16 protein-coding genes and 3 pseudogenes are annotated in these 22,607 nt (G+C 45.0%); 4 read left to right on the top strand and 15 right to left on the bottom strand.

The annotated features are described in order from the left end of the window. Window positions 1-10: 10 nt before the first annotated feature. Window positions 11-209 (top strand): annotated as a pseudogene (locus tag VIG27_RS17750) (transposase); the annotation flags it as partial. A gap of 244 nt (window positions 210-453) precedes the next feature. Here the strand turns inward: VIG27_RS17750 and VIG27_RS02910 are convergent. Next, window positions 454-1,227 (bottom strand): hypothetical protein, encoded by a 774-nt coding sequence (locus VIG27_RS02910; RefSeq protein WP_394525065.1) that lies wholly within the window; start codon window positions 1,225-1,227, stop codon window positions 454-456. Between the two features lie 1,895 nt (window positions 1,228-3,122). Here VIG27_RS02910 and VIG27_RS17745 point away from each other — a divergent pair. Further along, a pseudogene (locus tag VIG27_RS17745) lies at window positions 3,123-3,707 on the top strand (transposase); the annotation flags it as partial. Window positions 3,708-3,854: 147 nt separating this feature from the next. Next, window positions 3,855-4,151, top strand: a pseudogene (locus VIG27_RS02895) (M23 family peptidase); the annotation flags it as partial. A gap of 3 nt (window positions 4,152-4,154) precedes the next feature. Here the strand turns inward: VIG27_RS02895 and aguA are convergent. From aguA to arcC, 4 genes are read right to left on the bottom strand one after another with little or no spacing between them, the layout of a single operon-like run. Continuing rightward, on the bottom strand, window positions 4,155-5,255 hold the full coding sequence (gene aguA / locus VIG27_RS02890) for an agmatine deiminase (RefSeq protein ID WP_394525061.1): 1,101 nt from the start codon (window positions 5,253-5,255) through the stop codon (window positions 4,155-4,157). Between the two features lie 18 nt (window positions 5,256-5,273). Next, a complete protein-coding gene (locus VIG27_RS02885) occupies window positions 5,274-6,635 on the bottom strand; it encodes an APC family permease (RefSeq protein ID WP_394525059.1) in 1,362 nt (453 codons plus the stop codon). A 12-nt stretch (window positions 6,636-6,647) separates the two neighbouring features. After that, window positions 6,648-7,676 (bottom strand): putrescine carbamoyltransferase, encoded by a 1,029-nt coding sequence (ptcA, locus tag VIG27_RS02880; RefSeq protein WP_394525056.1) that lies wholly within the window; start codon window positions 7,674-7,676, stop codon window positions 6,648-6,650. Between the two features lie 23 nt (window positions 7,677-7,699). Further along, the gene (arcC, locus tag VIG27_RS02875) at window positions 7,700-8,647 is read right to left on the bottom strand and encodes a carbamate kinase (RefSeq protein ID WP_394525052.1); all 948 of its coding nucleotides are present in this window, start codon (window positions 8,645-8,647) and stop codon (window positions 7,700-7,702) included. Window positions 8,648-8,915: 268 nt separating this feature from the next. Here arcC and VIG27_RS02870 point away from each other — a divergent pair, with 268 nt between their 5' ends. Then, on the top strand, window positions 8,916-9,920 hold the full coding sequence (locus VIG27_RS02870; protein ID WP_394525047.1) for a helix-turn-helix domain-containing protein: 1,005 nt from the start codon (window positions 8,916-8,918) through the stop codon (window positions 9,918-9,920). Here VIG27_RS02870 and VIG27_RS02865 read toward each other — a convergent pair. The 10 genes from VIG27_RS02865 to VIG27_RS02820 all read right to left on the bottom strand — a co-directional run bounded on the left by VIG27_RS02865 (window position 9,895) and on the right by VIG27_RS02820 (window position 22,533). Further along, window positions 9,895-11,139 carry a DUF1015 domain-containing protein gene (locus VIG27_RS02865; RefSeq protein WP_394525044.1) on the bottom strand — a complete coding sequence of 415 codons (1,245 nt, stop codon included), beginning with the start codon at window positions 11,137-11,139 and terminating at the stop codon, window positions 9,895-9,897. The genes VIG27_RS02870 and VIG27_RS02865 overlap by 26 nt on opposite strands. Window positions 11,140-11,149: 10 nt before the next feature. Continuing rightward, on the bottom strand, window positions 11,150-12,313 hold the full coding sequence (locus tag VIG27_RS02860) for a phosphoglycerate dehydrogenase (protein WP_394525042.1): 1,164 nt from the start codon (window positions 12,311-12,313) through the stop codon (window positions 11,150-11,152). A 25-nt stretch (window positions 12,314-12,338) separates the two neighbouring features. After that, the gene (gene serC, locus VIG27_RS02855) at window positions 12,339-13,424 is read right to left on the bottom strand and encodes a 3-phosphoserine/phosphohydroxythreonine transaminase (RefSeq protein ID WP_394525041.1); all 1,086 of its coding nucleotides are present in this window, start codon (window positions 13,422-13,424) and stop codon (window positions 12,339-12,341) included. 39 nt (window positions 13,425-13,463) lie between these two features. Further along, window positions 13,464-15,143 carry a biosynthetic-type acetolactate synthase large subunit gene (ilvB, locus tag VIG27_RS02850; protein ID WP_394525040.1) on the bottom strand — a complete coding sequence of 560 codons (1,680 nt, stop codon included), beginning with the start codon at window positions 15,141-15,143 and terminating at the stop codon, window positions 13,464-13,466. 14 nt (window positions 15,144-15,157) lie between these two features. Next, entirely contained in the window at window positions 15,158-16,819 is a 1,662-nt protein-coding gene (gene ilvD / locus VIG27_RS02845) for a dihydroxy-acid dehydratase (RefSeq protein WP_394525039.1), read from the bottom strand. 102 nt (window positions 16,820-16,921) lie between these two features. Next, entirely contained in the window at window positions 16,922-18,010 is a 1,089-nt protein-coding gene (gene leuB, locus VIG27_RS02840; protein WP_394525037.1) for a 3-isopropylmalate dehydrogenase, read from the bottom strand. A gap of 256 nt (window positions 18,011-18,266) precedes the next feature. Continuing rightward, window positions 18,267-19,244, bottom strand: a complete 978-nt coding sequence (locus VIG27_RS02835; RefSeq protein ID WP_394525035.1) for a DUF4340 domain-containing protein — start codon at window positions 19,242-19,244, stop codon at window positions 18,267-18,269. A 13-nt stretch (window positions 19,245-19,257) separates the two neighbouring features. Continuing rightward, window positions 19,258-20,628 carry a Gldg family protein gene (locus VIG27_RS02830; RefSeq protein WP_394525034.1) on the bottom strand — a complete coding sequence of 457 codons (1,371 nt, stop codon included), beginning with the start codon at window positions 20,626-20,628 and terminating at the stop codon, window positions 19,258-19,260. Window positions 20,629-20,638: 10 nt separating this feature from the next. Next, window positions 20,639-21,505, bottom strand: a complete 867-nt coding sequence (locus tag VIG27_RS02825) for an ABC transporter permease (protein ID WP_394525031.1) — start codon at window positions 21,503-21,505, stop codon at window positions 20,639-20,641. Then, a complete protein-coding gene (locus VIG27_RS02820; RefSeq protein WP_394525030.1) occupies window positions 21,502-22,533 on the bottom strand; it encodes an ABC transporter ATP-binding protein in 1,032 nt (343 codons plus the stop codon). Before VIG27_RS02820 ends, VIG27_RS02825 begins: the two co-directional genes overlap by 4 nt. Window positions 22,534-22,607: the final 74 nt, after the last annotated feature.

Below are 22,607 nucleotides of genomic sequence, written 5' to 3'. Positions count from 1 at the left end.
ATCGACTCGGCTTGCCGGTTTTAAAGAAACAATTTATGCCGTTTAATCCCAGGCAGAAGTACAACGGTATATTATTCATATGCTGCGTAATTTTTTTAGATATGTATCCTATAAAGATATTAGAAAAATTTGCAGCGAATTTCAAGGCAGTTTATAAGGCTCCTACAAAAAAACTGGCCCTATCCGAACTGGAGACTGGGAAAGAACTACCCTTATGCAACAGCCATCTGATAACAGAACCGGGAAGTGGTACTCAGCCAGTTAATGCTTTTGTATCGGGAACGCTTAAATGAATATCTATAAAGAAAAACGGTCAGACAGTTCACAACAATTGTCTGACCATCTTAATGATTTCCTTATTCCGTCGGTACTCATAGTATACCCGATTTTTTCCTGATAATTCCAGATAGTTGTTTACTCTCGGGATACAAGAAATTTTACGCTCTCAGAGGTTTACTTACCTTCAACCTGTTTATCGCTGTTGAGCAATCCCCTTTTATCTGTTGCTGTTGAATCACTTTCATTTCTTAATTCTTTTATAGCCTCTGTATGTTGGGAGGTATCAGATGGCTCCGCAACATTCTCATCCTCTACGGTTCTATCCTGTATATCTGCAATTCCATCATTTACATCCACTAATCTTTTTCCTATATCAGAAGACAAATTGGCCGATTTGCTCTCCAGTTCCGCCACCTTTTCCATCTTTGACTTAATATTTCCATTTCCGGTTTTAATTTCTGCTTTTAGGACATTAGCTTTCCCATCCATTTGTTCCTTAGCAGAAGATACTATTTCAACTTGTTTATTGCTGGAAGACAAACTCATGATATCCTTCATTTTTTGTGCTTCAACTTCTGCTTTAGTCTTTGGCTTTTTATAAACTCCGGTTTTTTCATCGTCTTCCTTATCTTCCTGTTCCATCTGCATCTTTAAAATCTGCTCATTAAGTGCTTCTAATTGCTTACGGTATTCCTCCATAGTACTCTTAACATCAGTACCCTTTTCAAGAGCAGAAGCAGACAGTGAATTCATTCTGTCAGTTAAGTCCTGCTTTTGCTTCATTAGCTGCTGCAACATACTTTGTTTCTTCCCAACCGGAGAAATAACCGCTGATATCTTTACCTCCTGCTTTTTTCCTGTTATCGCCTCGTTTTTGTGTGCAATACTTTGATTTATTGCAGCGATGGAAATACCTTTATTTTGTGAATTCATTTTTCCAATCATCATATTGTGTTACCTCCTGTTTTCATTATCGACATCAAGTTTTTTTATCCTTTTCCAACAAGGACTTCATAAAAGACACAGCATTATAAATTTCCAGCGTATTTGATATCGTGACTCCATACCCTTCTTTTTGTACATGATAAATTTCATAACTATTATTCTTAGCTCTACACTCCAGCTCTTCATATGTAGATTTCAATCAATCATTGAGGTTCCCTAAAGCATTATCTAAATGTCCTGAAATCCGTTCAATTTTATCATTTACATCAGTCGCCTTCCAGTGGAACTCTAAATCAACATCCTTCTAAAAAAATCTTTATTGAAACAAAATAAAAACGATTTTATAGAGTACGTTCCGTTATTGACATTCCTTCCGACGAAATATCGAAATCAGTATAAAGTGTTAATACTCAAGCTTCGCATATAAAAAAGCCTTTTAAATCTTTATGTAATAAGGCTTTACAGCATAAATTTATACTTGCAAAATATATTTTGGGCCAAAATCCCACATGTCTTTAACAAGAACATGTCAGAAGTTTGAATAAATAATGCTATTTAATAATTCAGATTACAGCATATTTTATTCAATCTTTTTAGATATCCTAAGTATAACCTAATTATTAGATTCTTCAACCGAAAAGCTAAATTTATACGCTTTAAGTGCCAAAATTTGAAGTCTATCGTGTAACATTATAATCTTTTGACCACCTTACAACTTTTAATGAAAATATATCGTACAGGGCTTTCTAATGTATAATGGGTTTAGGAAAAAACACAAAGGAAGCAATTAAACAGACCGTAAATAAATTCCAGAGCCTTGCTGGATTTTAGAGAGATCTGAAATTGAGCATGGTTCTGGAAAGAGACCCAATAACGATGAAGTACTTTATATACCACATCAGCAACAAGACCAACAAAGTAAAACAAGGAAAAGCATCGACTCAATAATTGCGCCTTGCAGAACAAAGCGTTCCGTAAAATCAAAAACAAACAAGAGCTGTAGCAGGCAGTAGTAGTCTCCATGGGGTTTCAGCAAGAGTAATAAACAGCATTCTGAACAGAGGCGAATACGTGCATTAGTAAGTGGTATGTATGATATTTTAAACGGTTTCTATTTGGACACTGGGATTGCACATATTTCCACGAGTAAAACCGAAATGTCAAAAATGAATCTAAAGCATTTGAAAATGCTAGGGATAAGATGCCCGATTTTAGTAATCTTCGATAGAGGGTATCCAGCTATGGAATTCATTGATTGAATAGAAGAGGCGGTAATCCATTATTTATTCCGACTTTCATCAGATGATTATAAAAAAGAACGTAATGATATGAAATCGTCTGACGAGGCAATAACATTACTCCATACATCACAACGCCTTGCAAAAATCCGCCAAAAACACCCAGAGAGATATCAGTATATAAAAGAAAATGCTAACACAAACACCCGGATATCAAAGAGCTTTTTTCCTATATGCAATGAATTGACACTAATGATGAATCTTTCAAAACATTACAAAGATAAGCAACTGCAGGATTTGTACTATGAAAAGTGGGAAATAGAGAAAAAATATCATACCTAAAAAAATAAAATGAAATTTGAGAGTGTAACAGGAAAAGCGACAGTGTATGTGTATCAAAATTTTCGAGCACAAATACTGGTTTATAAGATTATACAAGATGTCAGGAATGCCGCCAATGCCAATTTAAGAAGAAACTATACGGAGAAAATATATAAGTATTTCATGCAAACCAACGAAAATATAGCAATCGGTTTGGGACTATCCTAAAGTTTGTGTAACCCTTCAAACTGATGTAAAATAAAATCATTCAGTTTGGAAGTTTTATTATATGGCAAAGAGAAGAAGGGGCGAGTCTCCCGAAAGACAGGCTCTGCGTGAAATGGCTATAACACTAAGACCATGCATACCAGCTATGGAGACATGGTGGAAAAGATCCTTTCCATGTATTCAAAGGCATGAGCACTTGTGATATTGAAAGTCATCTGCAGGAGTTTTATGGAGTGGATATTTCAGACAGTACGGTCAGCAGGATTACGGACAAAATACTTCCTGTTGTAAAAGAGTGGCAGGAACGGCCCCTGGAGGAGATCTATGCCATAGTATTTATGGAGGCGATACATTTCCATGTCAGAAGTGAAGGCCGGATTATAATAAAGGCAGTCTATGTCGCCATTGGCATTGATATGAACGGACATAAGGATGTACTGGGAATGTATGTTGGAGAAAATGAAAGTGCAAAGTCCTGGGAATAACTGGGCGAATCTACACCACAAATGCCATAGAAGGATTTAACCGACAGCTGCGGAAGGTTCCCAAAAGCAAGACTGTATTTCCCACAGACGACAGCCTCCTAAAAATGCTGTACTTAACGACGATGGACATCACGAAAAATGGACAGGGCACCGTCATGACTGGAGTCAGATACACTCCCAGTTAGAGATATTCTTTGAAGAACGGTTATGATAAAAAGTAAAAAATCAAGATATTAAGACTGCCGAAAGGGAGTTTTACTTGACAACCTCAAAAACGGATTTATAATACAAGCATGGGCAAGAACCATAGAAAAATGGCCTTGCCCATAAGTAACTATTAAAATTTTATATTAGTTACTGGAACCAGTACGGCGGCTGGCGGCTGGGAATCCGAAACCAGTCTCACCTCCATTTTGGACTTCAGCTTATTTTTGACGAGTCTCAGAAAGAAGGAAACAATGAAATCTGGATCAGCTGCTATGAGCTGACAAAATTCCTTTCCATGAACCGTTCGGAAACGCTGAAAAACCAGGAAACAAAAGAATACGACCGGATTTATGATATGAGAGATTTCGGTATCCCGGAGAACTTTGTTCCGCCCAAACCTGTACCGGAGGAAACGGAAGCCGCTATAACAGAAGGACGGAAGCGATAATGGTTATTTCACTTTTGGCTGCTGCTGGGTGATGCAGTGGATATTACCGCCCCCAAAGGCAATCTCTTCGGTACGCACACCCACAACCTTGCGGCCGGGATACATCTCCTGGATTTGTTTCAGAGCCAGAGAGTCATTTTCATCTCCATATTGGGGAACGATCACGCCTCCATTTACCACAAGGAAATTCATATAGGAAGCAATGGAAATTTCATTGTTTTCTCTGGGGATGGTTCCTTCCACCAGATCAATGGCTTCCGCTCCCTGCAAAAGGACTGGATTTCTGGTAAGACAAAGCTTATGTACCTTCAGCTTACGGCCTTTTGCATCCGTGGCCTGTGAAAGTGTCTTATAGGCTGCCTGTGCTTGTTTGTAAAAGGGATTTTTCTCATCCTCGGTCCAGATACAGGCTGCCTCTCCGGGCCGGACGTACTGAACCACGTCGTCGATATGACCGTTGGTCTCATTGGGATCGATCCCGTCTTTGATCCAGATCACCTTCTGACAGTTTAAATATTCATCCAGCATTTCTTCGATCTCTTTCTTGGACAGATGCGGATTTCTTCCTTTGCTGAGCAGGCACATCTCTGTTGTAATCACCGTCCCTTCTCCGTCCACATGGAAGGAGCCTCCCTCCAGAACAAAGCCTTCGGTCCGGTAGGTTGGGATACGCTCTATCTCACACACCTTCCGAGCCACCAGATCATCCTGATCCCATGGGAAATACAGCCCGTCCACAAGTCCTCCCCATGCATTGAAGGTCCAGTCACATCCCCTTATGCCTCCCTGGTCATTGACCACAAATGTGGGACCGCAGTCTCTCATCCAGGAATCGTTGCTGGTCATCTCAACGACCCGGATATCCTCCGGAAGGCGTGCACGGCAGTTTTGAAACTGGCCCGGCGACACACAGACCGTTACCGGTTCAAACCGGGCAATGGCTTTTGCCACCTCCGCAAATACCGCTTGGGCGGGTTTGGCACCATTTCTCCAGTTATCCGTCCGTTCCGGCCACAGCATCCAGATCTGTTCCTGTTCCTCAAACTCCGCAGGCATGCGGTATCCATCCTGTTTTGGAGTTGAATCTATAATTCTTTTAGCCATTTGTATCCCTCTTTTCTTTTAATTTTTTCGTTTTTTGTTCCCATTCATTTCCCCCAGCAGCAGAAATATTACCGCCCCTATTGTAATAGGAAGAACTTCTGCCAGACTTTTCCGGTCAAATCTGAGAGGAATTGCCGTAAAGATCAGGGAAATAATGATGAGCAGCATGGGAAGCCCTGCCAAAACCTTTAAAAACATCGGACCTCCTCGAACCTTAAAGGGCCGTTCGGTCTTAGAATCTATCCTTCTCAGCTTTAAAAATGCCGGAAATACAGGCAGATAAGAAAGCAAAAACATGACCAGATTCAGTGCGAAAAAGCTCCAGAACAGATCCTGATTGGGAATAAAGGGCGCGATGATCAGCACCATGCTTGCTACTGCTCCGTTCATTACCGAAGCACCTACCGGCATCTTGTTTTTTTTACTTCTGATTTTGAATGCCTTTGGCATGTCTCCATGGTCAGCGGCATAGGCTGCCACATTGTTGACTCCCAAAGACCAGGAAATCATATTTCCCAAAAGGGTCAGCAAAAATCCGACGGCAACAACGATGACAAGGGTCCCTCTGGTGGTTCCGGTCAAAAGCTGTACACTGTCCAGCAGACCGGTGCTGGTGCTGATCTGGTCTGACGGGATGGCAACGCCGATGCCGAATGCCATAAAGATGTAGATTGCTGCAATCACCAGTCCGCCTGCTACAATGGCCTGGGGGATCTGTTTTCCTGGATTTTCCATATCCTCTGCAAAAGTACACACCACTTCAAAGCCCAGGCAGTTGAACAGGATCACCGATATGTAGGATAAGCTGTCCAAATCAAAGCTTGGAAGCAAGGAGGACAGGGTGTATTCGTTGGCAACTCCGTGAGTGACCGCCCCATAGATTCCCAGACCCCCAACAATCAGCGCGATCAGTATTTTTATTACGGCTGCACTGTTTAAGATCCAGGAACTGTCACAAACGGAGAAAAAGCTGATAAAGACCACAATCCATACAAAGATAAGCTCAATAATCAATGAAGGAAGAATTCCCATCTCCGTGTTTGCCAAAAGACCGATGACCTTGGGAAACATGAGCGCCAAAGAAGCCATCCACAGCGGGAAGTTGACCCAATAATACCAGGCGACCCTTCCTCCCCATTTTTTACCAAAGGCTTTTGACACCCAGTCATACAGCCCGCCGTCCCCTTCATAGGCGGTGCCAAGCTCAGAGGCAATCAGACCATAGGGCAGCAAAAATGCGATCAGCAGAAAGATCCACCAGAAATACTGGGAGTTGCCGATTGCTGCAACAGGACCTGCCGCTTCTGCCACGAACACCACACAAATCACCGCCATGATGGCATCAATTAGCCGAAACTTTTTCTTTGGCGCATCTGACATGACCCATCCCCCCTATCTGATCCGTCTATCAATCATGAATGTTTCCAGTTCTTCTTTTGCTGCCGCGATCTGAAGTTCACTTTTGGCCTGTTTTCTCTGATACTGTGTAAAGTAGACCAAAAGGCCTCTCATGGCCGTCAACCGGTTTCCGGCCTCTAAAAATGCAATGGAGCTGTCACTGTCTAAAACCTCATCGGTAACGTCCTCTCCTCTGGTTGCAGGCAGACAGTGCATGAATTTACAGCCAATATTTCCAAGAGACATCAACTCTCTGTTCACCTGGTAGTCATGAAAAGCCGCCACCCGTTCCTCCTTGGGGGTCTCATTTTCATACAATCCATACCACACATCGGTGTAAATGAAGTCCGCGCCCTTCACGCTTTCCCGGCTGTCGGTTACTTCCCAGGTCCCGCCGGAGAGTTTGCAGTTTTCTTCCATGATCTGTTTGTGTACTTCTAACAATTGATTGCTCTTTGGTCCGTAGTGAACAAAGTGCATTCCAAGCTTTGTGGTGATAAATCCCAAAGAAGCGCACACCTGGGTACCGTCTCCTACAAAAACCACCTTGCACTCTTCTAGCTTCTTTCCTCTTGGAAGATGTTCCACAATGGTACAGATATCCCCGATTTCCTGCGTGGGGTGATTGTAATCGCTCATTCCGTTTAATACGGGAATGGAACAGGCCCTTGCCAATTCCTCAACAGTTTTGTGTTCCACCACTCTCGCCATCACCACATCAATCATCTGAGAAAGCACTTTTCCCGTATCGCCAATGGTCTCATGGCCCCCAAGCTGGATCATTCCAGGCCCTAAATACTGGGCATGTCCTCCCAGCTGTTCCATGGCTGTTTCAAAGGAGACACGAGTCCTTGTGGAAGACTGCTGGAAAATCATTCCCAATGTTTTCCCCTTCATCAAAGGCGGGTGATATCCCGATTGAATGCTTTTTTTGATTGCAAGAGACAAATCAATGATGTCAAGCAGTTCTTCTTTTGTAAAATCGTTGGTGTCAATAAAATGGGTTACTCCGTTTGCTTTCATGGCAAATCCTCCTAATATGTTTTTTATCCGTTAAATGTAAATACGGTTCCTGTCTTTCCGTCCAGTGCCTCTAAAGCCTTATCCAGAGACGTAATAATGGCTCGTTTTGAGGGATTGGAGCGTACAAATTTCATGGCTGCCTGAACCTTAGGCAGCATGCTTCCCGGTGCAAATTGTCCTTCTTTGCAGTATTGATGGGCTTCCAGAAGGCTCAAATGGTCCAGATCCTTCTGGTCCGGCCTGTTAAAGTTGACCGCCACCTTTTCCACTTCTGTTAAAATGATTAAGATATCTGCATCTACCTGCTCTGCCAGAAGCTCTGCCGCAAAATCCTTGTCAATGACTGCTGCCGTTCCGTTTAAGGCTCCCGTAGGATCTTCAATCACCGGTATCCCGCCGCCGCCGCAGGTAATGACAATGGCATGAGGCCACAGCTCTTTCACCGCCTCAATTTCCACAATTTTTTGGGGAAGAGGGGATGCAACCACTCTGCGGTATCCCCTTTTGGAATCCTCCTTCATCACATACCCCTTTTCTTTTTCCAGGACCTGTGCTTCTTCTCTGGTATAAAAAGGTCCGATGGGCTTGGTGGGATCTTGAAACGCCGGGTCCTGTCCATCCACAATCATCTGCGTCAAGATAGTTACAACGGGAAAACTCTGGTTTCGTTTATTAAGAGCGTATTTCAGCCCCTGCTGCAGGTGATAACCGATATAGCCCTGGGACATGGCTCCGCATACATCAAAGGGCATTGCAGGAGTGATATCTTTTGCCGCTTCGCTGGCCATGACAATCCGGCCCACCTGAGGACCGTTTCCATGTACAATGGCCATTTCATACCCGCGTTCATTTAACTGTGCAATGGATTCGCAGGTTCTTTGCACTACCAAACGCTGTCCCTCAGCGGTTGCTCCTTCCTTCCCTGACTGGAGTGCATTGCCTCCCAAAGCCAGAACAATCTTTTCTGCCACTGGTAAACCTCCTTTGCTGTTTTTTCTGTGATTTCGCTTTGAGACCGTCCTCACAAGACGAAAATAGCAGTTTGAAGATGGGTTGAGAATGGATCGAATGGATAGATTTTTATAACACCTTTTCACCATTTCACCATAAACTCCTCTAATCTTTTGTGCATATTGCACTAAAAAATGGGTTTTTTGAGTTTTTTGTGGTTGAAAAAACTTTTGATTTTGCTATACTGTTTATAACTTACGTTCCGACAAAAAAAGACAGGAGGTCTCTATGGAAAGAATTGGGATATTTATTTACAATCTGGTTTTGATCATGGTATATTCCGGTATAATCTGGATGTCGTTTTTGCTTTTCATGAATGGGAGGGAAAAGATCTTACTTTGGACCGGCATAATTTTTTCTGCCGTTTTGATGGATGATATGGTGATATTTCTTTCAGAAATGTTTGTTCATTTTGCAGATGTTTATAATAAACTCTTTATGATTGTTCCCACTTACAAGACTCTGATCTATCTGATCCTGTCCCTGGGCTACTTAAACATCTTTCAGAAATTACTAAACCGCAGGATCATGGGGTTGGATTATGGAATTCTGGCCTTTTACGTGATCTTTATGCTTTTTGTTCCCGCATTAAAGAACAGCTCCTGGAAAATATGGCTCTACTTTCTTCCCAGCCAGCTTTTCAACACCTATGTGGCAGCCAGAAGTTTTTTTATACGCAAAAAAAACCCTGAACAATTTCAGGGTTCCTTTTACCGATGGTGCAAAAGACTTTTTATGATTACCATTTTCTTAAATCTTTTGGTTATTGCAGAAGACACCATTGTGATCTTTAATTTCGATACTTATTCCACTTCTTCTATTATTATGAACAACCGAAGCTTTACTTCTGATCTTCTATACATCACCCACGCAGGCTTTACAACCGCCTATCTCATGGATTACCTAAAAGTAATGCTAAGGAATAACCGCATCGTTTCTGCCGTAAACAGAAAAAGTGAACGAACCATACCTTCAGACATTGAAGACAGCCTTCTATACCATTTCAGCGAAGCCTATCATCTGACTTCCAGGGAACGGGAAATCCTAAAAGTCCTGCTCCTTGATAAAACCAATCAGGATATCAGCGATATTCTCTGCATTTCGCTGGGAACGGCGAAAACCCACGTACATAACATTTTTCAGAAAATAGGAGTGGTCAAACGTCCCCAGCTTCTTGAGGTCTATGAACAATACCGCATAAAGGAGCTTAAACCGGAGACAACGGATGAATAAACAGACCGCTGCGAAGCTTCGGCTCAAACCAGGTGGACTTAGGCGGCATCAAAAGACCTGCATCTGCTACGGAAAACAGTTCCTCGATGGAAGTGGGAACCATGGAAAATGCCACTGTCATATCCTCCTCACACCGTCTCTCAAGCTCCTTTAACCCCCGGATTCCCCCGATAAAATCAATCCTTTGATCGGTTCTCGGATCTTTCACTCCCAAAACCGGATTCAGGAGATGATCCTGAAGAAGGGAAACATCAAGCCCCTTTACCGGGTCCTTAGATAGAAAGGATTCTTTTATGGTGAGCCGGTACCACTTGTGGTTTAAATACATACCAAAGGTTCCTTTCTGTGCAGGAGCATACGCTTTTTCGCCTGTCAACTCCACCAGAAAAGACTCTTCCAATTTTTTTAAATACGCTTCCTCCGATAGTCCGTTTAAATCCTTTACCACGCGGTTATAGGGCAAGATCATCAGCTGGTCATCCGGGAATAAAACGGAAAGGAAAAAGTTAAAAGGCTCTTCTCCGGTATATCCCGGATTTTCTTCCCGGCGCTTTAGTCCCACTTTTACAGCAGAAGCCGCTCTGTGGTGGCCATCGGCAATATAGGTGACCGGAATTTCAAGAAAAGCCTGTTCAATCTCTCCAACGGTTTCCGGTTCTGCAATCCGCCATACCTTGTGGCTGATCCCGTCATCGGATGTAAAGTCATACAGGGGACTTTTCTCGGTAACCTCTGCCACCAGCCGGTTGATGGTTTCCTTTGAGCGGTACGCCAGGAAAATAGGACCGGTCTGGGCATTGGTGGTATCCACGTGGCGGATCCGGTCCCGTTCTTTTTCTTCTCTGGTATTTTCGTGCTTTTTAATGACTCCTTTTGCATAATCATCAATGGAGGAGCAGGCCACAATTCCGGTCTGGCTCCTTCCATCCATGATCAGCTGATAGATATAGTAAGCTTTTTTACGGTCCTTCTGCAAGGTTCCGTCGCTGATCCAGCTTTCTAACATCTGTCTTGCCTTCTCATAAACACGGTCATCATATGTATCTACGTCATCGGAAAACTGGGTCTCCGGACGGTCGATATTTAAAAATGATTTTGGATTTGCTGCCGTCACTTCACAAGCCTCTTTGCGGTTGTATACATCATAAGGAAGAGCGGCTACCAGATGGGCATACTGCTTTTCTGGTCTTACACATTGAAATGGTTTTACGATAGCCATAATATCTCCTTTATTTGATTACCCTTACCCGCAGCACGCCTTTGATGGCGTTAAGCTTCTGAATGCTCATGGCATCAGGGGCATTTTCAAGGTCAAGCAGGGTGTATGCATATTTTTCACGGCTCTTGTTGGTCATATCTGAAATATTTACATTACCTGCTGCAAGCGTTCCTGTGATCTGCCCGATCATGTTGGGAATGTTTAAGTGAAGCACCCCGATACGGCTGGCTGCCTTGCAGATCCCCATGTCACAGGCCGGGAAATTCACCGAGTTGCGGATGTTGCCGTTTTCGATGTAATCCATGATCTCTTCCACCGCCATCTTTGCACAGTTATCCTCAGATTCTTCGGTAGAAGCCCCAAGGTGAGGGATCACGATAGCACCGTCTAAGTGAACGGACTTGGGATTCGGGAAATCGGTTACATATTTTTTAACCTTGCCGGATTTTAATGCCTCCGCCATATCATCTTCATTGACCAAAATGTCTCTGGCAAAGTTTAATATAACGACTCCGTCCTTCATGCTGTCAAACGCAGCTTTATGAATCATTCCTTTTGTATTATCCATCAAGGGAACATGGATGGTGATGTAATCACACTCCTTGTAAATGGTATCCACGGAAGTGATGTGTTTGACATTTCTGGAGAGTCCCCAGGCAGCGGTAACGGAAATGAAGGGGTCATATCCGTAAACCTCCATTCCAAGAGAGGAGCAGGCGTTGGCTACTTCCGCGCCAATGGCACCAAGGCCGATAACCCCAAGCTTTTTTCCTTTGATTTCACATCCGGCGAATGCTTTTTTTGCTTTTTCCGCAGACTTTGCAATGTTTTCATCATCCTTGTTGGCCTTGCACCAGTCGATGCCTCCTGTGATATCCCGGGAGGCCAGTAAAAGACCTGCAAGAACCAGTTCCTTTACTCCGTTTGCATTGGCTCCCGGAGTGTTGAACACCACGATTCCCTCTGCCGCACAGCCATCCAGGGGGATGTTGTTGACCCCTGCACCGGCTCTCGCAATGGCTAAAAGCCCTTCCGGCAGTTCCATTTCATGCATAGAGGCACTTCTTACAAGGACCCCCTGGGCCTCTTTGATGTCGTTTGTCAGTGTATATTCCTCTGTCAGTAATGCGGTTCCGCAAGGGGAAATCTCATTTAAGCAATGTATTTTTTTCATACGTTCCGTTCTCCTTCCCATGTGTTTATTTGGCGTGCTTTTCTTCAAAATCTTTCATAAAAGCAACTAGCTTCTCTACCCCTTCTGTCGGCATGGCGTTATAAATGCTGGCACGCATACCGCCTACGGTTCTGTGCCCCTTTAAGTTTTCAAAGCCTGCTGCTCTTGATTCCTTTACAAAAAGTTCATCAAGCGCTTCGTCTCCGGTGATAAAAGGAACATTCATGAGGGAACGGTCTTCCTTTACTACGGTTCCCTTAAACAGCTTGCTCTGATCCAGGAAGTCATAAAGAAGGGCTGCTTTCTTTTCATTGATCTCTTTCATGGCATTTAATCCGCCTAACTTCTTTAACCATTGGAACACCTTTCCGCATATGTAGATCCCATATGCCGGAGGGGTATTATAAAGGGAAACGGCATCTGCATGGGTCTTGTAACGAAGCATGGTGGGAGTCCCAGGAAGCACCTCCTCTGAAATCAGATCTTCCCGGATAATGACGATCACCACACCGGCAGGTCCCACGTTTTTCTGGGCGCCTGCGAAAATCAGGCCGTATTTTGAAACATCAACAGGTTCGGATAAGAAACAGGAGGAGAGGTCGGCAACCAGTGTTTTCCCCTTTGTATCAGGAAGGGTTTTATATTTCGTTCCGTAAATGGTATTATTCTCACAGATATACACGTAATCCGCATCCTCAGAGATGGGCAGATCGGAGACATCCGGGATATAACTGAAGGTCTTGTCGGCACTCGATGCAACTGCATTGGCTTTTCCATAAAGCGACGCTTCCTGGTATGCCTTTTTTGCCCATTGTCCGGTGATGATAAAATCGCCTACGCGGTTTTTAAATAAATTCATCGGAATCATGGCAAACTGCTGGGATGCACCTCCCTGTAAAAACAATACCTTGTAATTATCCGGAATTCCCATTAATTCCCTGAGATCCGCTTCTGCTTCGCCAATGATGGTCTGGAACATTTTAGACCGGTGGCTCATCTCCATTACGGACATTCCACAGCCTCTGTAATCCATCATTTCTTCTGCGGCTTCTTTCAGGACTTCCTCCGGCAGAACTGCTGGCCCTGCGGAAAAATTAAACACTCTGCTCATATCTCTTCCTCCTCATAATTTTAGCTGTCTGCTAAATCTTTAAATCTTTAAATCTTCTGCGTCAAATGCATGATCAATCGGCGCCCCCGGTGATACCATGGGGAATACTTTATCGTCGCAATGAATCTGACAATCTATAACAACAGGAACGTTCAGGGCAATTGCTTCTTTCAGCACCGGCTCAAATTCTTCTTTGGCGGTGACGCGGTAAGCCTTTGCTCCCATTCCTTCTGCTATCTTAACAAAATCCACCTGGTCATTCAATTCGGTATGGGAATACCGTTTGCCATAGAACAGTGTCTGCCACTGGCGTACCATACCGAGCACATGGTTGTTTAAAACCACCTGGATGATGGGGATGTTATAACGGGTGGCGGTAGCAATTTCATTGAAATTCATGCGGAAACAACCGTCACCGGCCACGTTGATGACCACTTTGTCCTTCGCTCCCATTTTGGCACCCATGGAAGCCCCCAGTCCGTAGCCCATAGTCCCAAGACCCCCGGAGGTAATAAAGCTTCTGGGGTATTTATACCGGTAGAACTGGGCGGCCCACATCTGATGCTGGCCTACCTCGGTACAAATGACTGCATCTCCGCCGGTGACCTCATAGATCTTCTCAATGATATAGGGCCCTGTCAGAATGCTCTTTTCATACCGCATCGGATACATATCCTTTAACCGGTCGATATGCGCAAGCCATTCTTCATGGTTGATCGGGTCCAGACGGGCATTTAATTTCCTCAGAATGGACTTTACATCTCCGATGACGCTGGCATGGGTCTTTACATTCTTATTAATCTCAGCCGGGTCAACATCAAACTGAAGGATCTTGGCATTTCTTGCAAACTTAGACGCTTTGCCGATTACACGGTCACTGAACCTGGCTCCGATTACAATCAGAAGATCACACTCGGTGATTCCTAAATTGGAGGTCTTTGTTCCATGCATTCCCACCATACCGGTATAAAGTTCATCGGTCCCGTCAAAGGCGCCTTTTCCCATCAGACTGTCTGCCACCGGAGCCTGAATCTTATGGGCAAAGGAGCAAAGCTCTTCCGATGCCCCGGCAGTTATGGCTCCTCCGCCTACAAAAATATAAGGTTTCTGGGCTTTGCGGATCAGCTTCAGTGCTTCTTCCAGAGCTTCTTCGGTGATGGTCGCTTCCTGACGGATGATAGGCTCCGGTTCCTGATATTCATAGTCATAGGAAGCTGCCGTTACATCCTTTGTGATATCAATGAGGACGGGGCCTGGTCTACCCGTCTGTGCGATCACAAAGGCTCTGCGGATGGTATCCGCCAGTCTGGTGATATCCTTTACAATAAAATTATACTTTGTAATGGGCATGGTTACGCCTGTAATATCAATCTCCTGGAAGCTGTCCCGTCCAAGTAACTCAAGGGCTACGTTGCAGGTGATGGCTACCATTGGGATGGAATCCATATAGGCTGTAGCAATTCCCGTTACAAGATTTGTGGCTCCAGGGCCTGAGGTCGCCATACAGACCCCTACCTTTCCGGTGGCTCTGGCATATCCGTCTGCCGCATGGGATGCCCCCTGTTCGTGGGCGGTGAGGATGTGGGTGATCTCGTCTTGATGTTTATAAAGGGCATCATATATATTTAGGATGGAACCTCCCGGATATCCAAAAACCGTATCCACCTGCTGCTCCTTTAAGCATTCAATTAATATTTCCGCTCCTGTCAATGTCTTCATAGGCCGCTCCTTTTTTATAATTCAAGAATTGCTCCACGGCTGGCCGGGGCTGCCATGGCTGCGTACCGGGCAAGATATCCGGTGGTTACTGCTGGCTTTCTTGGCTGCCATTTTTCCTTTCTGGCTGCCAGTTCTTCCTCTGAAACATTTACATCAAGCCGGTGATTGTCAATATCAATGGAAATGATATCTCCCTCTTCCACCAGAGCGATGGGACCTCCCACGGCTGCTTCGGGACAGACATGACCGATGGACGCACCTCTTGATGCACCGCTGAAACGGCCGTCCGTAATAAGAGCCACGGAGGAACCCAGTCCCATTCCGGCAATGGCTGAAGTAGGATTTAACATCTCTCTCATGCCAGGACCGCCCTTAGGACCTTCGTAACGGATCACCACCACATCTCCTGCCACGATCTTTCCGCCTTTGATCGCTTCAATGGCATCCTCCTCGCAGTCAAAGACTCTTGCAGGGCCTTCATGCTTTAACATCTCAGGTGCAACGGCCGAACGTTTTACAACGGCAGAGTCGGGAGCCAGATTGCCTTTTAAAATGGCAATTCCTCCGGTGACGCTATAGGGGTTTTCCACCGGACGGATCACCTTCTGGTCCTTATTGACACAGCCCTCAATATTCTCTCCCACGGTTTTCCCTGTTACGGTCATGCAGTCCAGCTCCAGAAGTCCAAGCTTGCTGATCTCATTCATAACCGCATAAATACCGCCTGCCTCATGCAGATCTTCTATATAAGTAGGGCCTGCCGGAGCCAGATGGCAGAGGTTGGGCGTTTTGGCACTGATGGCATTGGCAATTTCCAGATTTAACTCAACGCCTGCTTCATGAGCGATGGCGGGAAGGTGAAGCATACTGTTGGTGCTGCATCCCAGTGCCATATCCATGGTCAGGGCATTCTTAAATGCTTTCTCAGTCATGATGTCACGGGGACGGATATTCTTTTCCAGCATATCCATAACAGCCATTCCTGCATGCTTTGCCAGGGCCAGACGCTGGGAGTAGACCGCCGGAATGGTTCCGTTTCCGCGCAGTCCCATGCCCAAAACTTCGGTCAGACAGTTCATGCTGTTGGCGGTATACATCCCGGAACAGGAACCGCAGGTGGGACATGCATTCTGCTCAAATTCCTTTACATCTTCCTCGGACATGGTGCCTGCCGTATAAGCACCAACCGCTTCAAACATGCTGGAAAGACTGGTTTTATGTCCATGCACACGTCCAGCTAACATTGGTCCGCCACTGACGAACACTGTGGGTACATTAATGCGGGCTGCCGCCATTAAAAGTCCGGGAACGTTCTTATCGCAGTTGGGAATCATAACCAGAGCATCAAAGGCGTGTGCTCTCGCAAGACATTCCGTCGAATCCGCAACTAAATCTCTGGTGACCAGGGAATATTTCATCCCGATATGACCCATGGCAATTCCATCACAGACGGCAATGGCCGGCACCATGACCGGGTTTCCGCCAGCCATGGCAACACCCATCTTAACGGCATTGGTAATCTTATCTAAGTTCATATGACCCGGTACGATTTCATTATAGGAACTGACGATTCCAATCAAAGGCTTCTCCATCTCTTCCTCTGTCATTCCCAGTGCATGAAACAGGGAACGGTGAGGTGCCTGCTGCATTCCTTTTTTAACTGAATCACTCTTCATCTGCTGCACACTCCTTTTTTTATTCTAAATGTTCTGATTATATGGAAATCCGGGAGCGGTAAAAAACTAGAGTTTTCTTCCGCTTCCGGCAATGATTGACATTTATATTCCGATTCGCTTTGCGATCAAATCTCCCATCTCCGTGGTGGATACTTTTTTACAGCCTTCCGATAAAATATCCGGGGTCCGGTATCCTTCCCTTAATACGGCCTCCACCGCTTTTTCCATGGACTCCGCCTCCTTATCAAGGTCAAAGGAATAACGGAGCATCATGGCCGCTGATAAAATGGTGGCTATGGGATTCGCTATATTTTTTCCTGCAATATCCGGGGCGGAACCATGGCTTGGTTCGTACATTCCGAATTTGCTTTCATTCATACTGGCTGAGGGCAGCATTCCGATGGAACCGGTGATCATACTGGCCTCGTCCGATAAAATATCTCCAAACATGTTCTCCGTAAGGATCACATCGAACTGTCCCGGATTCATCACAAGCTGCATGGCACAGTTATCCACCAGCATATGGCTCAATGTGACTTCCGGATAATCCTCTGCCACCTCTTCCACCACCTTGCGCCATAGTCTGGAAGAATCCAGCACATTGGCTTTATCCACGCTGGTCACCTGTTTTCTGCGCTTCATGGCGATGTCAAATGCCTTGACGGCGATCCTTCGGATCTCCTTTTCATTATAGGTAAGCGTATCGACAGCCGTCCAAACACCATCCACCTCTTTGGTGGAACGCGCTCCGAAATACAGTCCGCCTGTCAGCTCTCTCATGATCACCATGTCAAAGCCGTCTCCGATAATCTCTTCCTTCAAGGGGCAGGCCGCTGACAGCTCTTTGTAGAGATAGGCCGGCCTTATGTTGGCAAATAAATTAAGACCCTTGCGGATGGATAGCAGCCCCGCTTCAGGTCTGAGATTCGGTGCCACATCGTACCATTTTGAATTTCCTACATCTCCGCCGACTGCGCCAAGGAGAACGGAATCACTTTTTTTTGCTGTTTTTAGAGCTTCGTCTGTTAATGGAACTCCATGGGTATCAATGGATATGCCGCCCATCAGGACTTCGGTATACTGAAATTTATGATCGTATACGCTCCCCACTTTATCAAGGACTTTCCTGGCTTCTCCAATGATTTCAGGCCCGATTCCGTCACCGGGGATCACTGCAATGTTGTAATTCATCTCGTCCTCTCCCTCTATGCCACTGTACTATGCTAATATATTTCTTCTCATAATAGAACATTTATCGAGATTTTTCAACTAAAATAAAATAATTTTACTGGAAACAACTATATAAGATTGGAATTGATACTATAAATCAAGGTTATAAAAGAGAATAAAAGAGCGGTCCATTAAAAAAAGCAGCGCCGGAAATTTGCGTTCGGCACTGCTTTTTTATTCTTTATTTTCTCCAAAAAAATCCTGCACGGAGAACGGTTTACGCCTGTTTATCCACATTCAGACATTTATCAATGGAGGCTTTTTCAATCTCATTGATGTTGGAGGAATTTTTCGTCCGGGTATAGTAACTGGTGGAATCCTGGTTCAGGGAACCTACGGTCAGCTGAAAAGTTTCTTCCTTTCCGTTCTTTTCATAGGTATAGGTGATTTCGGCCGTAGGCTTATCCAGGCCGTAGCCCGCAAGCTCGCTCTCCTGGACTTTATAATTGGCACAGTTTTTTACGGTAAGACTGCTCAGGGAGTCCGCCAGTACATTTAACGTGGAATTGTCTTTAAGCTTATGATCCGGAGAATCTGCAGAATCCTTATACCATTCCACGGTCCCCTTTTTATCGTCTGGTTTCTTTTTTACAAAATGATGGGTGGTTCCATTTTCTGTTATGGTAATGGTCTTGATATCCGTTCCTGAAATGGCGGGGAATTCTTCTAAAGCCATAAAATCATTGAGTTCCCCGTCCGTTTCACTGTAAAGAGAAGAACTGATTAAATAGGGAGTGGTCTCCCCTTCAACAATTGCATAATAATTTCCATCCTCTGTGCCGTTTCCTAAAAGAATCCGGGATTTTTTCCCCTCTTTTGAGGTTACTTCGATGATTCTTATGGGTTTATCCAGACCATAGGCGCTGAGCGGGTCTCCTCCCTCCAGCTTACGAAGGGCTTCCAGCTTGGAAACGGTGGATGCTAAGCCCTCCAGCTTTGTCTGCTTTACCGGAAAGAGGTCATCGTTGTCATAGTTCCACACTCCGTTTTTTTTGGTAAAGGACAATGGTTTCCCGTCTTTTTCAAAAGAAACGGCTGCCACCTCCCCCAAGTCTGTCATATAAGCTTTATCGGCTTCCTTTTTTTCATTTTCCTTTTTCTCGCTGTGGTCCAGATAGAGGGTGGTTCCTGTATAGATCAGGCACAGGATAACCAGTGCCAATGCACCATAGAAAATACCTTTTTTCTTTTTCATGGTTTCCCTCCTTTTACAGACGTCTGCGCTTCATAAAGATCACCAGTCCCACAGCCAGGGTGATCACAGGAATCACAAAAATAAACAGGATTCCCCACAGGCCGCCGCGGGTCACGGTGTTATAGGTTACAGCAAGGCTCTTGGCCGGAATGGATACGTTTGCCACATCATCAAAATTGGCGGTCACCGCATTCATGAACAGGTTTAAGTTATTTAGATTGGTAAAGCTGGTATTTAAGCCTTCATCAATCAAGGACGGGGTGCTTAATACGGTGAAACGGGCGGTACCGGAATCCAGGGTCTTTTCCGCAACGGCTCCTAAAATATAGGTTCCGGGAGTCTGCTTATCAGCCGTCACCAGCATCCCCTTTTCACTCGTTTTCATAAAGGGGGTCACTTCCACGCCTTCCGGCAGCGCCTTTAACTGGGTCATGGCTGCCGACTGCAGAACAAGAGAGGCACTTTTGGTATCGAGACCATTTGTCACTTCACTTCCTGACGGAATGGTAGGGAAAATGTAGTACGGATTATTCTGGTAAAAATTTTTGGTATCGGCTGCAAGGCCGTTTTCCAGATTCAGACCGTATGCGTTCATCAATTGGTTTAAATTGGGACGTTCCTTTTCCGAATATCCTGCTAAAAGAAGCACGTTGCCGCCCTTATCCAAAAATTCAGAGATCATCTTTTTCTCATCATCTGCCAGATCGGATACCGGGGCGTTTAACAGGAGAAGCTCACAATCTTTTGGAATGCTTCCTTTCGTAAGAAGATTTAAGGAGGTCACCGTCAGATTGGATTTTTTGAGCATATCGGAAACCGTGGCTCCAAGTACCGCTTCTCCGTGGCCTTCGGTCACATAGACCTTTTTCTCCACATCACTTGTCACATGGGAAATGGCACTGGTCAGCTGGCCCTCTCCGTCAAACTGGGATTCCTGGGACTGCCCGGTATAATAATAGGATGATTCATCCATTTTAATGATGCTTGTAAATGGAATGGATTCTGTTTTGTTGGTTGCTTCACACTTTACAAACAGGGCGTCGTCCTGGGCCTTTAACTGATTCAGCTGATCCGGGTGGAGAACAGAGTCCACCGTTTCCACTTTAATATGGGAAGACAAATCTTCATATCGTTTTACAAAGCTGGTAATCCGTTTATCCACAACAGCCGGATCGCCCACCACATAAATGGTAATGTCCTTATCAAGCCCTTTTAACAGATCCTTTGTGGTCTGGCCAAGGGTATAGATCTGGGTGCTGCTCATATCCCATTGCCGCACCTTTTCCGGGAGACGGCCTATAATCATGTTGAATATCACAACGGCTGCGATGACGATTACGGAAAGGATCGCCGTATAGCCGCCTTTTTTTAATTTTCTGGTCATTTCCATCCTCCTAACTCCATCTGCGTTTTTCTATGGACTGCACGGTCAAGAATATCAGCAGGAATATGATGCTTAAATAGGATACAAGACCGCCTGCATCAAAGATGTAATGACTGGCAAAATTCTGGAACACATCCGTGACGGACACTTTTTCCAGCAGTCGGATAAGCGCCCGGTCAAAAAGACCTCTTTTTATCAAATAAATTCCCACGATACCGATCAGACCCACAGCCTCTAAAATAACCGCAAGGGGATTATGGCTGGTGACCCTGTGCACGATCAATACGGCAAGCGTCCAGAGAATCAAAAACCCAATGGCTGATCCTGAAGCGCTGGCCGGCAGAAATCCAATTAGATTGGGCCACAGCAGAAGCAGAAGAATGATGCCGAAGGTTCCCACGGCAGCAATGATCTGGCTTTCTGTTAAAGAAGAAATAAACATTCCAATCGCAATATAGATGCAGCCAAGCAGGAAAAACGCCAGAATGGTACTATAATCTGCCTTTAAATAAGCGGTGCCGTTCATCTTGATGATCAGCGGACAGACGCTTGTAAGAAGGACCGGAACGGCAAATACCGTTACCATGGATAAGTATTTTCCCAGAACCACTTTGGCAACGGTGACTGGGGCGGTCAAGAGGAGCTGGTCGGTCTTTGTCTTTCTGTCATCCGCAAAGCTTCTCATAGTAAGTACCGGAATACCGATCATGATGATTGTCACCATACCCGAAAGGGTATAGGAAAAATACGGGTACCCGCTCATCATGTTATACGCCATAAAATAAATTCCGATAAACAGCACCAAAAAGGCTATAAATACATACCCGGTCATGGACTGGAAATGGGACTTTAGTTCCCGCCAATAGATTGCTCTCATTCTTCTTTTTCCCCCTCTCCATCTTCTGTCTCCCGGATTTCTTCCTGTGTTTCCGGAATCACCATGGTGTTCTCTTCTTCTGCTTCTGATGTCAATTTGAGGAACACTTCTTCCAGAGATGCCTTCTGGGACTGCATGGAAAGTATGGGAAGTCTCTGATCTGCAAACGCAAAGAAAATGATCTCCCGGATATCCTCACCGTCTTCTTGTTCTGCACCGCTTAAATGAATGGAAACTTTTTTGATTCCTTCTTCTCCGCTTTCCTCTACCGTAACATCCGCTGCCTGAGGAATGGACTCCAGAGTGGTTACAATCTCTTCTTTCGGGGCTTTTACCAAAAGCTCCATTCCCGAAGCCCCTGCCATCTGCCGCTCTAAGTTCTCCGGCGTATCGCTGGCAATCAGCCTTCCCTTGTCAATGATCAGAATATGGTCGCACACGGCGCTGACCTCAGATAAGATATGGGAGCTTAAAATCACGGTATGCTTCTTGCCAAGCTCCCGGATGGTGTCCCGAATCTCAATGATCTGCTTGGGATCAAGACCTACGGTCGGCTCATCCAAAACGATGACCGGAGGAAATCCCAACACTGCCTGTGCCAGCCCCACGCGCTGGCGGTAGCCCTTTGACAGGTTGCGGATCAGACGGCCCATAACATCCGAGAGTTTCGCAAGCTCCATTACGCTGGAGACAGCCTGTTCCCTTTCTTTTTTGGGGATTTTCTTCAACTCTGCCGCAAAATATAACTGTTCTTTTACAGTCATATCCACGTATAAGGGGGGAAGTTCCGGAAGATAACCAATGCATTTCTTGGCTTCCTCCGGTTCTTCCAGTATATTATGGCCATTGATCAGTACATCGCCCTCCGTTGCACCGATATAACCGGTCATAATATTCATTGTGGTTGATTTACCGGCACCATTCGGTCCCAGAAAGCCATAGATCTGACCGTCTTCGATGGTAAAGCTTAAATGATCTACAGCCAGATGGCCGCCATAATCTTTAACCAGGTTTTTGACTTCAATCAACGCTCTCTCCTCCTGTTCTTTTTCGCATATTTGCGCTCTCATCTAGATTAGAAGGGAATTGTGAAAAATGTGTG

It is taken from the genome of Lacrimispora sinapis (genome assembly GCF_043633585.1).
Taxonomy (GTDB): Bacteria; Bacillota; Clostridia; order Lachnospirales; family Lachnospiraceae; genus Lacrimispora; species Lacrimispora sinapis.
Note: the sequence above shows the minus strand (reverse complement) of the source record. Positions and strands in the feature narration are given on the sequence as shown.

Excerpts from the sequence above, each read along its gene's own strand:
- VIG27_RS02910 (WP_394525065.1), bottom strand. The coding sequence starts at position 1,227 with ATGATGATTGGAAAAATGAATTCACAAAATAAAGGTATTTCCATCGCT.
- aguA (WP_394525061.1), bottom strand. The coding sequence starts at position 5,255 with ATGGCTAAAAGAATTATAGATTCAACTCCAAAACAGGATGGATACCGC.
- VIG27_RS02885 (WP_394525059.1), bottom strand. The coding sequence starts at position 6,635 with ATGTCAGATGCGCCAAAGAAAAAGTTTCGGCTAATTGATGCCATCATG.
- ptcA (WP_394525056.1), bottom strand. The coding sequence starts at position 7,676 with ATGAAAGCAAACGGAGTAACCCATTTTATTGACACCAACGATTTTACA.
- VIG27_RS02870 (WP_394525047.1), top strand. The coding sequence starts at position 8,916 with ATGGAAAGAATTGGGATATTTATTTACAATCTGGTTTTGATCATGGTA.
- VIG27_RS02865 (WP_394525044.1), bottom strand. The coding sequence starts at position 11,139 with ATGGCTATCGTAAAACCATTTCAATGTGTAAGACCAGAAAAGCAGTAT.
- VIG27_RS02860 (WP_394525042.1), bottom strand. The coding sequence starts at position 12,313 with ATGAAAAAAATACATTGCTTAAATGAGATTTCCCCTTGCGGAACCGCA.
- serC (WP_394525041.1), bottom strand. The coding sequence starts at position 13,424 with ATGAGCAGAGTGTTTAATTTTTCCGCAGGGCCAGCAGTTCTGCCGGAG.
- ilvB (WP_394525040.1), bottom strand. The coding sequence starts at position 15,143 with ATGAAGACATTGACAGGAGCGGAAATATTAATTGAATGCTTAAAGGAG.
- ilvD (WP_394525039.1), bottom strand. The coding sequence starts at position 16,819 with ATGAAGAGTGATTCAGTTAAAAAAGGAATGCAGCAGGCACCTCACCGT.
- leuB (WP_394525037.1), bottom strand. The coding sequence starts at position 18,010 with ATGAATTACAACATTGCAGTGATCCCCGGTGACGGAATCGGGCCTGAA.
- VIG27_RS02835 (WP_394525035.1), bottom strand. The coding sequence starts at position 19,244 with ATGAAAAAGAAAAAAGGTATTTTCTATGGTGCATTGGCACTGGTTATC.
- VIG27_RS02830 (WP_394525034.1), bottom strand. The coding sequence starts at position 20,628 with ATGACCAGAAAATTAAAAAAAGGCGGCTATACGGCGATCCTTTCCGTA.
- VIG27_RS02825 (WP_394525031.1), bottom strand. The coding sequence starts at position 21,505 with ATGAGAGCAATCTATTGGCGGGAACTAAAGTCCCATTTCCAGTCCATG.